A 12,139-nucleotide genomic window follows, 5' to 3' on the forward strand; every position below is an offset into this window, starting at 1 on the left:
TTCTCCTTGCGGTTGTGGCCCTGGGGCCTATTCGAGTACCACTTCGAGATCGAGGTGGCACAGCCTGCGATAAATCTCTTCCTTGCGTTCACGTACGGCATGGTTCTGCGGTAACAACTCGCAGCAGCTATGCAGCAAATGCAGCACTTCCAGCGCAAGATCGGGCTCCCAGGCGTGCAGGCCTGAGTCCTGTAATGTTTGGTCGAGGGTTTCGAGTTGGGTCCTGGCCAGTTCGTACTTCTTGGCCATGAAGCACAGCCGCGCCAGGGCGAACTGCCAGAAAAATCGCGTCCGCCCGCCTTGGGCGCCTTGCAGGCCCTGCTTAAGGATCTGCACGGCGGCCTTGAGGCCGTCCTTGCGCAAAATCGGCAGGACTTCTTCCAGGGCCACTTCCCAGGCCGGCTGGTTATCGGCGACCTCGACCTTGCGCGGCGCGCTGGCGCTTTGCAGGTGCGGCATGACGTTGGCGGCGACCCAGGCGCGGGTGGCCGGGTCGGCAAACGGCGCGCCGTCATGGAAGCGCAATTCGATAATGCCGGGCAGGCGCTGAATCAAAAGCGCGAAGTGGATTTCCACTTCGCGCATTGCCATCTCGGCGTTCAGCCCCTGGAGGCATTCCCAGACCATTCGCTGGCCATCGAACCAGAACGGCGCCTTCGCCAGACTCGCCTCCAGCTCTACCAACAGGTCGGCGTACTTGGCCTGGTCGTAACGGTCCTGATAGGCCTTGAGCTTGTCCGCCGGCAACCCGCGCAAAACGGTGATCTGCTCGGCGTTGCGCTCGGGCACCGCGTCGATGGGCAACCACAGCAGCGTGCGGTTCAGGCGCAGGGCTCGCAGGTCAGTGGCTTTCTGCTTGAGCCACCAGGCGCACAGCGGACGGGCGTTTTCCTGCTGGGCGCGCAGGGCCTTGTGGGCTTCTTTCTCGTTGTCGATCGGTGCGCCGGGGGTGAACAGCTGCGTCGCGGCCTGCTTGACCTGGGCGACTGCGGCCCCGACTACACCGGGTTCTGGCTGGTTGTCGGCGGCGCGCTGCACCATGTTTTTCAGGCGACGGGAGATCGGCAGCAGCAATGGCGCGTCGTCGCCCAGGTGCTCGGTGCAAGCGGCATCGAGACCTTCAAGGTGCTCCACCATCCGGCGAAACAGCGGCAGTTGTTCTTTGATCGCGACGTTTTCGGTCAGCACCTGCTCAAGACGCGGCACCAACCAACTGATGGCCGCGGATCGGGTGCGATCCTTGCTCGGGTGAACCTCGGCCCAGTGATTTTCCGACAAGTGGTGCAGCAAACCGAGGCCCGCCAGCAGCCCCTGGAAGGACTCGCGCTGGTACAACGCCCATGTCAGCCAGGCGCCAACCCGCAAATCCTTGGACTGGGTACGCAGCAGGTTTTCGCTGTTTTCACGGATTTTCAGCCAGTCGATCTGACCGGCTTCGTGCATCGATTGGGCTTTGGCGAGCTCACTTTCCAGGGCCTCATATTCGCTCGAAAAGCGAACATCCTCGCCCGCGAAATTCTCTTTGGAAACAGAGGCTTTTGCGAGGTCAAGGTAATGAGCAGAAAGTTTGCTTGAGTAGGACATCCCTGGCCTTTAATTAGGATTACGGTCACACGCCAATTGGTGATCCAACAACGGCGGACAGTATCAAAGAGCTGCGATGAATCTCATCCAATTGAGTTCGTGCTCTTTCAAGTGGGCGCATCGTACTCACGATGATGGCCACTAGCAAGCATCCAATCAAACAGCAAGTCGGACTGGTCTGTTTTTCTCGTAGGAGATTTCCTTATATCTGCCAGGGGCTGCCCTGATGGCAGTTTAATATTCAATTTGTCAGGAAAATGCCCAGAAACCCTTGAGCTAGAGCGGCTACCGAAGTCCGTCATAACTATTGGCGATTCGGTCCATGAGGCGGGAGCAAAGCATGAAAAAAATTAAAAATGATAAATGTGGAAATCTCTGGAAGGCTGCACACATCTATGGACAAAGTGACGAGTGACAACAGCCAACTAAAAAAGTGCCATCGATATGATGGCATTTAATATAGGAGTGAAAGCACGGTACGTAGCCACGGATAACTCCGGTAATACACTCTGCTTCCAGAGTGTATTAATCAGTCCGTAATACTCTGCATATAGGCAGAAGACAGCGCCCATAAAAAATGGGCCTCCGACTTAATCGGCAGGCCCACTTTTCAATACAGTTCTCCCCGTTATTCAGGGAGTTCGCCGCAATTATGGATTAACGCTGTCTTTCAACGACTTGCCTGGCTTGAACGCAACAGTGTTGCTGGCCTTGATTTTGACGGGCTCACCGGTTTGCGGGTTTTTGCCGGTGCGGGCACCGCGATGGCGTTGCAGGAAGGTACCGAAGCCCACCAGCGTGACGCTGTCCTTGCGGTGCAGAGCGCCGGTAATTTCTTCGAGAACAGCGTTGAGAACGCGGTTGGCCTGCTCTTTGGTGAGATCTGCTTTTTCAGCGATTGCAGCGGCGAGTTCTGGTTTACGCATTAGTGAAGCCCCTTTGACGGTTTTTTGTTGTTATGTCCGTGCTGTTCTCGTTGGAACAGCGCCCAAGGCGCCGCAGGTGCTCTACTCTGCGGCAGACGGGAGTGAGGATGGCACGCACGGAAGAGCCGCGCCAGTCTCGGCGCGACGTTTGTAGGGGCAAAAGCGGGGTGATTCCGACAGAACGACCGGTATTTACGCCAGCAAGGCCGGAAGCTCTTTGTTCAACGCGAGTTTTTCCATGACCGCCGCGCCTGTCAGGACATAACCGAGCAATTTGCCTGCACCATCACGGCATAGCACCTTGATGTCGGCGCCCTGCCCTTCCACGGTCCAGACGCCCTCGGCGCCCCGTGGCGGCGGCGAAACCACCAGCGGGCAGACCGGGGTTTTCACCGTGATCGGCATCGGGCCGTAGCTGACGGCCGTCGGGTTGCCGGCCAACGTTTGGGCCAGCGCCCTCGCACAGCTCATCAGGGGCATCACGTACAACAGATTCAGCCCATCGACCTCGGCGCAGTCACCCAAGGCGTAGATATTGGCGTGGGAAGTCTTGAGGTAACGATCGACCACCACACCGCGATTGACCTGCACGCCGGCCGCGGCGGCCAAATCGATACGCGGGCGCAGGCCAATGGCCGAGACCACCACATCGCACGGGATGACCTGGCCGTCGGACAGGTGCGCTTCCAGCCCGTCTGCCACCCGTTGCAGGCGATTGAGCACCGGCCCGAGGTGGAAACGCGCGCCAAGGCTTTCCAGCCCGGCCTGGACCGCAGCGGCGGCTGCCGGGTGCAGCAGGGTCGGCATGACCTGTTCGCACGGTGCCACCAGTTGCACTTCGTAACCACCGAGGATCAGGTCGTTGGCGAACTCGCAACCAATCAGGCCGGCCCCCAGCAACAACACCCGACGTTTGCCGGCCGCGGCCGCACGAAAGCGTGCGTAGTCTTCCAGATCATTGATCGGGAACACCGCGTCCACCCCGTCGCCTTCGATTGGCACGCGCACGGTTTCCGCGCCCCAGGCCAGGATCAGATCACGGTAGATCACCGATTCCTCACCGATCCACAGGCGTTTGTGGCCTGGATCGATGCCGCTGATGCGGGTGTGGGTGCGCACTTCGGCTTTCAACTGCTCGGCCATGGCGCCCGGTTCGGCCATGCTCAGGCCGTCGGCGTCTTTGTTTTTGCCAAAACCGGTGGAGAGCATCGGCTTGGAGTAGGAACGTCCGTCATCGGCGGTAATCAGCAGCAACGGCGTTTCGCCATCGAGTTTGCGAAACTCCCGGGCCAGGTTGTAGCCCGCCAGGCCGGTACCGACGATCACGACAGGTGCGTTCATTCCTTACTCCTCTTTTTTTCTTAGTTGATTTCGATCATTTCAAAATCCATCTTGCCCACGCCGCAGTCCGGGCACAGCCAGTCTGCCGGCACGTCTTGCCACAGGGTGCCCGGCGCAATGCCGTCATCCGGCCAGCCGTCGGCTTCGTTATAGATCAGGCCGCAGACCACACATTGCCACTTTTTCATTCAGTTACTTCCTCAGGATTCAGACTATTGCCGGCGCGAACGGTCGATGGGTAAAGCGCTGCCGTGCGGCTCAGGGGCGTTTTGTACTGATCGAGGCCGGCAGATGCAAGCGTGTTCGGCGCAACGGCGGCCCGGATCAATCAACATCGCAGGCTGACATGGTAAGCTCGCCGCCTCATTTGCTGCCAATAATGACTCACTGTGCCGCACTCAAAATCCCCCTGCCCGACCGCGCCGTGGCGGCTTCAAAGCCAATTGGCGCACCGCCCCGATGCCTCTACCCTCGACTGGCTGTTCGACGAAGGCTCCCTGACCCGACGCCTGATCCGTCTGTCGAATGAGCGCTTCAGCGTCACGCCGTTGTTCGAGGGCTGGCAAGCGCTGCGCGCTGACGAATGTGCGGCGCTGGAGCTGGCCAAAGGCAGCGAAGGCTGGGTGCGCGAGGTGTATTTGCGCGGTCATGGCGAGGCATGGGTGTTCGCCCGCAGCGTTGCATCACGCAGCGCATTGCAAGGTGACGGCTTGCACATGGACGAATTGGGCAGCCGCTCGTTGGGCGAATTGCTGTTTTGCGACCAGGCATTTCAGCGCCGGGCGATCGAGGTTTGTCACTATCCTCAGGAATGGCTGCCGGCAGAGGTCCGGGCGCCCGAACTGTGGGGCCGGCGCTCGCGTTTCGACCGCGGCGCGCTGAGCGTGCTGGTGGCCGAGATTTTCCTGCCGACCTTGTGGCTCGCCACCTACGCTCATCCGGAGAACTGCTGATGTACCAGAGCCTGCTCAAGTCCCTGAATCGCCTGAACCCACGGGCCTGGGATTTCATTCAGCTGACCCGCATGGACAAGCCGATCGGCATTTACCTGCTGCTGTGGCCGACCCTTTGGGCGCTGTGGATTGCCGGCAAGGGCTCGCCGTCTCTGGCCAACATGGTGATTTTTGTCCTCGGCGTGGTGCTGACCCGCGCCGGCGGCTGCGTGATCAATGACTGGGCGGATCGCAAAGTCGACGGCCACGTGAAACGCACCGAACAGCGGCCACTGGTGAGCGGCAAGATCAGTTCCAAAGAGGCCCTGGTGTTTTTTGCGCTGCTGATGGGGGTGAGTTTTCTGCTGGTGCTGTGCACCAACGCAGCAACGGTCTGGTTGTCGCTGGGCGGTTTGGCCCTGGCCCTCAGTTATCCCTTCATGAAGCGCTACACCTATTACCCGCAGGTGGTGCTGGGTGCGGCGTTTTCATGGGGCATGCCGATGGCGTTCACTGCCGAGACGGGTGAATTGCCGGCGGCGGCATGGTTGCTGTGGATGGCCAACCTGCTGTGGACCGTGGGTTACGACACCTATTACGCGATGACTGACCGCGACGACGACTTGAAGATCGGCGTGAAATCCACGGCGATTCTGTTTGGCGACGCGGACCGGGTGATCATTCTGACGTTGCAGGGTCTGGCGCTGGGTTGCCTGTTGCTGGCCGGGTCGAAATTCCAGCTCGGCGGCTGGTTCCACCTTGGGCTGCTGGCGGCGGCGGGATGCTTTGCATGGGAGTTCTGGTACACCCGTGGCAAGGACCGGATGCGTTGCTTCAAGGCGTTTTTGCACAACCACTGGGCCGGGTTGGCAATTTTTGTCGGGATCGTGCTGGATTACGCGCTGCGTTGAGCATGCTAAAAGATCGCAGCCTTCGGCAGCTCCTACATGGGATCGTATTTCAACGTAGGAGCTGCCGAAGGCTGCGATCTTTTAGCGGTTCAAATCCATGCCCAGGGATCAATGCTTCGGCATGTGCCACATATCCTTGAAGCCTTCGCCCTTCATGTCTCCAGGCTTTTCATCCTTCATGAAGGTGTACAACGGCTTGCCGTCGTAGGCCCACTGCATCATGCCGTCGTCCCGCTTGATCGGCATAAACTTGCCTTCGGCCTTGGCGCCTGCCGGGGCCATCATCGGTGGCCACATCTTCATGCAATCACCGTTACACATCGATTTGCCACCCATGTCCTTGTCGAAGGTGTAAACCGTCATGCCCTTTTGATCAGTCATCATCCCGCCTTTCATCATCACCGGGTCGGCAGCGAAGGCCATTGCGGGTAAAGCCAGGGCAGCGGCCAACATCAGGGCCTTGAAGGATTGCGTGTATTGAGTCATGGAAACCTTCTCTTGTGGTTGTCAGGATTCGGACTTAGAGCTTAGTTCAGGTTCGTGACAATCGCAGGGCGACTAAAATACTGTCACACGACTGCAATAATTCCGTTATCTAATGCGGCGCAAGACAGTTAAATGACAAGAGGATTAAGGCATGGTTGGCAGGAGCATTCTGATCGTCGACGACGAAGCGCCCATTCGCGAAATGATCGCCGTTGCGTTGGAAATGGCCGGCTATGACTGCCTGGAGGCTGAAAACTCCCAGCAAGCCCACGCCATCATCGTCGACCGCAAGCCGGACCTGATCCTGCTCGACTGGATGCTGCCAGGCACCTCCGGCATCGAGCTGGCCCGGCGCCTCAAGCGCGATGAGCTGACCGGGGACATCCCGATCATCATGCTCACCGCCAAGGGCGAAGAGGACAACAAGATCCAGGGCCTGGAAGTCGGCGCCGATGATTACATCACCAAGCCGTTTTCCCCCGTGAGCTGGTGGCGCGCCTCAAAGCCGTGCTGCGCCGTGCCGGCCCGACCGATGGCGAGGCACCGATCGAAGTCGGCGGCTTGCTGCTCGACCCGATCAGCCACCGCGTGACCATCGATGGCAAACCGGCCGAGATGGGCCCGACCGAATACCGCCTGCTGCAATTCTTCATGACCCACCAGGAACGCGCCTACACCCGTGGCCAGTTGCTGGATCAGGTCTGGGGCGGCAACGTCTATGTTGAAGAGCGCACCGTCGACGTGCACATCCGCCGTCTGCGCAAAGCCCTCGGCGATGCCTACGAAAATCTGGTACAAACCGTGCGCGGCACCGGCTACCGGTTTTCCACCAAGGCCTGAGCTGACCGCCCGGCTCGCTGACAAGGACGCATGTTTACGTGAACCAAAACTGGCATGGCACCCTGATTCGCCACATGCTGTTACTGGTCACCGCCTGCCTGGTGATCGGCCTGATTTCCGGCTACTACGGCTGGAGCCTCGCCGCAGGCCTGGGTCTTTACCTGGCCTGGACCCTCAAGCAACTTTCACGTCTGCACGAATGGCTGCGCCTGCATAAACCCGATGAAGCACCGCCCGATGGCTATGGCCTGTGGGGCGAAGTGTTCGACAGCATCTACCACCTGCAACGCCGCGACCAACGAGTACGCGGGCGCCTGCAAGCGGTGATCGACCGGGTCCAGGAGTCCACCGCCGCACTCAAGGACGCGGTGATCATGCTCGACAGCGATGGCAACCTGGAGTGGTGGAACCGCGCCGCCGAAACCCTGCTCGGCCTCAAGACCCCACAAGACAGCGGCCAGCCAGTGACCAACCTGGTGCGCCATCCGCGCTTCAAGGAATACTTCGAGCAGGACAGCTACGCCGAGCCATTGGAAATCCCTTCGCCAATCAATGATCGCCTGCGCATTCAGCTGTACATCACCCGCTACGGTAACAACGAACACTTGATGCTGGTGCGCGACGTGACGCGCATTCATCAGCTGGAGCAGATGCGCAAAGACTTCATCGCCAACGTTTCCCACGAGCTGCGCACGCCGCTGACGGTGATCTGCGGCTACCTGGAAACCCTGCTCGACAACGTCGAGGACGTGAACCCGCGCTGGACCCGCGCCTTGCAGCAAATGCAACAGCAAGGCGGGCGCATGCAAACGTTGCTCAACGACTTGCTGCTGTTGGCCAAACTGGAAGCCACCGATTACCCGTCGGATAACCAGCCAGTGGTCATCGATGGCCTGCTCAAATCGATCAAGAGCGACGCTCAGCAGCTGTCCGCGCAAAAGAATCAGCGCATCACCCTGGAAGCTGACCCGACGGTCCTGCTCAAGGGCAGCGAAGCCGAATTGCGCAGTGCGTTCTCCAACCTGGTGTTCAACGCGGTGAAATACACCCCGGCCGAAGGCAATATCCGTATTCGCTGGTGGGGCGATGAACAAGGCGCGCACCTGAGCGTGCAGGATTCCGGGATCGGCATCGACAGCAAACACCTGCCACGCCTGACCGAGCGCTTCTACCGCGTCGATTCCAGCCGCAACTCCAATACCGGCGGTACGGGCCTTGGGCTGGCGATCGTCAAACATGTGTTGTTGCGTCACCGCGCGAGGATGGAAATCAGCAGCGTGCCGGGGCATGGCAGCACCTTTACCTGCCATTTCGCGCCGGCCCAGGTGAGCAAAACCCGGGTTATCAGCGCGGCCGACTAGTACCGGCCAGCACTCGCCACTAGTCAATCCACATGTCAGCCGCTACATTGGCTGACTTGTGCCTGCCCTTCAGGCACCGCATTTCCCCTTTTTTGAATACACGGAAACCGCAAAACCCCATCATGGACCCATCCCCTGGCTTGACCCTCGCGACACTCTTCGCCGATTTCGGCATGATTCTTTTTGCTCTGATCCTGGTTTTGCTCAACGGATTTTTCGTTGCGGCCGAATTTGCCATGGTCAAACTGCGCTCGACCCGGGTCGAGGCCATCGCTGAAAAAACGGCTGGCGCGGACACATCCTGCGCACCGTGCACAGTCAGCTCGATGCGTACCTCTCTGCGTGCCAATTGGGTATCACCCTCGCCTCCCTGGGCCTGGGCTGGGTCGGTGAACCCGCGTTCGCGCACATCCTCGAACCGATGCTCAGCGCGGTCGGCGTGCAGTCGGCCGAAGTGATCAAAGGCGTGTCGTTCTTCGCTGCGTTCTTTGTCATCTCGTACCTGCACATCGTGGTGGGTGAGCTGGCCCCGAAATCCTGGGCCATCCGCAAACCGGAGCTGCTGTCGCTCTGGACCGCCGTGCCGCTGTACCTGTTCTACTGGGCCATGTACCCGGCCATCTACTTGCTCAACGCCAGCGCCAACACGATCCTGCGCATTGCCGGCCAGGGCGAGCCCGGCCCGCATCACGAGCACCATTACAGCCGTGATGAACTGAAACTGATCCTGCACTCCAGCCGTGGCCAGGACCCGAGTGACCAAGGCATGCGTGTTTTGGCTTCCGCCGTGGAAATGGGCGAACTGGAAGTGGTGGACTGGGCCAACTCCCGCGAAGACCTGGTGACGCTGGAGTTCAACGCGCCGCTCAAGGAAATCCTCGCGCTGTTCCGTCGCCACAAGTTCAGCCGTTATCCGGTGTACGACAGTGACCGTCAGGAGTTTGTCGGCCTGCTGCACATCAAGGATCTGCTGTTGGAATTGGCCGCTCTGGACCACATTCCAGAGTCGTTCAACCTGGCCGAGCTGACCCGCCCGCTGGAACGCATCTCGCGGCATATGCCGCTGTCGCAATTGCTGGAACAGTTCCGCAAGGGCGGCTCGCACTTCGCCGTGGTCGAAGAAGCCGACGGCAACATCATCGGCTACCTGACCATGGAAGACGTGCTGGAGGTGTTGGTGGGCGACATTCAGGACGAACACCGCAAGGCCGAACGCGGGATCCTCGCGTACCAGCCGGGCAAGCTGCTGGTGCGCGGCGATACACCATTGTTCAAGGTTGAACGCCTGCTGGGCATCGACCTGGACCACATTGAAGCCGAAACCCTCGCCGGGCTGGTCTACGAAACCCTGAAACGGGTGCCGGAAGAGGAAGAAGTGCTGGAAGTCGAAGGGCTGCGGATCATCATCAAGAAGATGAAAGGGCCGAAGATCATTTTGGCCAAGGTGTTGATGCTGGATTAAGTGCAATGCGGGGAACCGCATTGCCCCAAAGATCGCAGCCTTCGGCAGCTCCTACAGGGAAATGCATTCCAAATGTAGGAGCTGCCGAAGGCTGCGATCTTTTGCTTTATGGCCTCACTGCTTACCCAACGCAAAGTTGGGCAACGCGCCTACCGGTTGATTGAATTGGTACGGAATCGACACCAACCCCAGCCCGGTATTGCGCTGCACCACAAAATGCAGGTGCGGCCCGCTACTGTTGCCGGTGTTGCCCGATAGCGCCAACGCACTGCCCACCACCACCCGCTGACCTTCGCGCACGCACACCGAGCCTTGCTTGAGGTGCAGGTACACGCCCATGGTCCCGTCATCGTGCAACACCCGCACGAAATTGCCCGACGGATCATTGCCGCGGCCGTTCTGGCCATTCTCGGTTTTCACCACCCTGCCGGCTCGCGCCGCAATGATCGGCGTGCCTTCAGGCATGGCGATGTCCAAGGCGTAGCGGTTCTTGGCGCCAAAGTGGCTATATTGGCCATTGGCGCCCTGGCTCAAGCGAAAAGGACCACCGCGCCACGGGAAGGGATAGCGGTAGCTCTGAGCGGCACCTGAAGGGTCGCCCAGGGAGTATTGGAAGCTCGGGGTATACACCAGCGGCTTGCCACCGGTAATCGCCGTGAGCAGCGCCAGCCGCGAGTTGCTGCGCGCCGGCAAGACCCGGCGTATCGGCTGGCTCGGCGCCCCCTTGACGTTACTCAACCCGGCAAAGCTCAGCTCGACCTCCACTGGCGCATACAAGTCGTTGCGCACAAACACCACGTCCACGCCCTTCTGCTTCTTGATGTCGAGGTACACCTGGCGCTCGAGGTGCTCGACCATCCGGTCCCGAAAGACGAACACCTGAGAGCCTTTCGTGGGTTGGTCGCTGTAGGAGACCACGCCATTGGCATTGGTGGATTTGTAAATGGTCATGGCCACAGCCGAGGTGGAGGCCATGAAAAGACCACAGAAAAACAGCAGGCGCGCGAGCATGGGCAAGAGTCTGTCGAGGAAGGCCTGGGGAGGAGCCTAGCAGCTGAGATGGACCCGCGTAGTTGGCAGATGTTTCAAATGATCATTCCCACACGGCGCGTGGGAATGCAGCCGGGGACGCTCTGCGTTCCATACGAAGAGGATGCGGAGCGTCCAAAGAGGCATTCCCACACAGAGCGTGGGAATGATCGGATCAGGGGGAGGAGCGCTGAGTTTGATGGCTCCTTCGCGAGCAAGCCCGCTCCCACATTTGAAATGCATTCCAATGTAGGAGCGGGCTTGCTCGCGAAGGCGAACTGGCAGGCGACGAAGATTACGCGCCCGGTACGAAATGCTTCTGCGCCGTACCACGGGCAATCAGGCGGGAGATGTAATCGAGCTTCTGCGCGTCCTGATCGACAAAGCGGAAGGTCAGTTGCAGCCAGTCGCTGTCAGGTTTTTGCTCGTGGGCAACGATGGCATGCAGGTAACCATTGAGGCGAGCGGTTTCAGCGTTGTCGCCCTGCTCCATGTCGAGCACCGCGCTTTCGAGGACTTGCGGCAGGATGTCGTCGCGCTTGACCACCAGCAGTGCTTCCTTGAGGCTCAAGGCCTTGATCACGCAAGGCTGGGTGCCGCTCGACAGGCGCAACTGGCCCTGGCCACGACCACCGGTAGAAGCTGGCGCAGCAACCGGCGCCTTGACCGGCGGGCTGTTGAGCAAACCACGGGACGGCGCAACGGCGGGCGCCGGAGCGGCAACGGCGACGGGCTTGGCGAACGGGTTGACCGGAGCGGCCGAGGGCGCGGCCACTGCAGCCTTGCCGCCAGTCAATGCGCTCAGGGAGTCGTTGCCGAATGCCGAGTTCATTTTGGTCGGGGCGCTGTTCATCAAGGTGTCGAGTTTGCCGACCTTGTTCAGGGCCTGCTTGACCTTGGTCAGCAGTTGCTCGTTGGTGAATGGCTTGCTGACGTAGCCGGAAACGCCGGCCTGAATCGCCTGGACCACGTTCTCTTTGTCACCACGGCTGGTCACCATCACGAACGGCATGGTCTTGAGGTTGTCTTGTTCACGGCACCAGGTCAGCAGTTCCAGGCCGGACATTTCCGGCATTTCCCAGTCGCACAGCACCAGGTCGAACGCTTCTTTGGCCAGCATCGCCTGGGCTTTTTTACCGTTGACGGCGTCTTCGGTCCGGATACCCGGAAGTAGTTGCGCAGGCACTTCTTTACCAGGTCACGAATGAACGATGCATCGTCCACGACCAACACACTGATCTTGCTCATCCAACACCCCTATAAAAAT

Annotated in this window: 9 protein-coding genes and 3 pseudogenes; 5 read left to right on the forward strand and 7 right to left on the reverse strand. The window is 59.8% G+C overall.

Annotated elements, in window-relative coordinates:
- Window positions 1–27 precede the first annotated feature (27 nt).
- The 4 genes from tssA to JFV26_RS05785 all read right to left on the reverse strand — a co-directional run bounded on the left by tssA (window position 28) and on the right by JFV26_RS05785 (window position 4,039).
- Window positions 28–1,584, reverse strand: coding sequence for a type VI secretion system protein TssA (gene tssA, locus JFV26_RS05770; RefSeq protein WP_201190566.1), 1,557 nt, complete (start codon window positions 1,582–1,584; stop codon window positions 28–30).
- A gap of 650 nt (window positions 1,585–2,234) precedes the next feature.
- Window positions 2,235–2,510, reverse strand: coding sequence for an HU family DNA-binding protein (locus JFV26_RS05775; RefSeq protein ID WP_003213368.1), 276 nt, complete (start codon window positions 2,508–2,510; stop codon window positions 2,235–2,237).
- Between the two features lie 192 nt (window positions 2,511–2,702).
- On the reverse strand, window positions 2,703–3,851 hold the full coding sequence (locus JFV26_RS05780) for an NAD(P)/FAD-dependent oxidoreductase (protein ID WP_201190568.1): 1,149 nt from the start codon (window positions 3,849–3,851) through the stop codon (window positions 2,703–2,705).
- Window positions 3,852–3,871: 20 nt separating this feature from the next.
- Complete coding sequence (locus JFV26_RS05785) at window positions 3,872–4,039, reverse strand: rubredoxin (protein ID WP_103398534.1); 168 nt, start codon at window positions 4,037–4,039, stop codon at window positions 3,872–3,874.
- A gap of 201 nt (window positions 4,040–4,240) precedes the next feature.
- Between JFV26_RS05785 and JFV26_RS05790 the strand changes: the two genes are divergently transcribed.
- Both JFV26_RS05790 and ubiA read left to right on the forward strand, forming a co-directional pair.
- Entirely contained in the window at window positions 4,241–4,804 is a 564-nt protein-coding gene (locus JFV26_RS05790) for a chorismate lyase (RefSeq protein WP_201190570.1), read from the forward strand.
- Window positions 4,804–5,694: a 4-hydroxybenzoate octaprenyltransferase gene (ubiA, locus tag JFV26_RS05795; RefSeq protein WP_201190572.1), complete on the forward strand. Its 891-nt coding sequence runs from the start codon at window positions 4,804–4,806 to the stop codon at window positions 5,692–5,694. Before JFV26_RS05790 ends, ubiA begins: the two co-directional genes overlap by 1 nt.
- Before the next feature lie 108 nt (window positions 5,695–5,802).
- Here the strand turns inward: ubiA and JFV26_RS05800 are convergent, their stop codons facing one another.
- Window positions 5,803–6,180 carry a COG4315 family predicted lipoprotein gene (locus JFV26_RS05800; protein ID WP_201190574.1) on the reverse strand — a complete coding sequence of 126 codons (378 nt, stop codon included), beginning with the start codon at window positions 6,178–6,180 and terminating at the stop codon, window positions 5,803–5,805.
- A 151-nt stretch (window positions 6,181–6,331) separates the two neighbouring features.
- Between JFV26_RS05800 and phoB the strand changes: the two are divergent.
- The 3 genes and pseudogenes from phoB (at window position 6,332) to JFV26_RS05815 (ending at window position 9,843) form a co-directional block, all read left to right on the forward strand.
- Window positions 6,332–7,020: pseudogene (phoB, locus tag JFV26_RS05805) on the forward strand (phosphate regulon transcriptional regulator PhoB).
- A 74-nt stretch (window positions 7,021–7,094) separates the two neighbouring features.
- Complete coding sequence (gene phoR, locus JFV26_RS05810; protein ID WP_207203864.1) at window positions 7,095–8,381, forward strand: phosphate regulon sensor histidine kinase PhoR; 1,287 nt, start codon at window positions 7,095–7,097, stop codon at window positions 8,379–8,381.
- Window positions 8,382–8,503: 122 nt separating this feature from the next.
- A pseudogene (locus tag JFV26_RS05815) lies at window positions 8,504–9,843 on the forward strand (hemolysin family protein).
- Between the two features lie 114 nt (window positions 9,844–9,957).
- Here JFV26_RS05815 and JFV26_RS05820 read toward each other — a convergent pair.
- Both JFV26_RS05820 and JFV26_RS05825 read right to left on the reverse strand, forming a co-directional pair.
- Window positions 9,958–10,854, reverse strand: a complete 897-nt coding sequence (locus JFV26_RS05820; RefSeq protein ID WP_201190578.1) for a peptidoglycan DD-metalloendopeptidase family protein — start codon at window positions 10,852–10,854, stop codon at window positions 9,958–9,960.
- Window positions 10,855–11,167: 313 nt separating this feature from the next.
- Window positions 11,168–12,120 (reverse strand): annotated as a pseudogene (locus JFV26_RS05825) (response regulator).
- Window positions 12,121–12,139 lie beyond the last annotated feature (19 nt).

Source organism: Pseudomonas sp. TH31 (genome assembly GCF_016650815.1).
Classification (GTDB): domain Bacteria; phylum Pseudomonadota; class Gammaproteobacteria; order Pseudomonadales; family Pseudomonadaceae; genus Aquipseudomonas.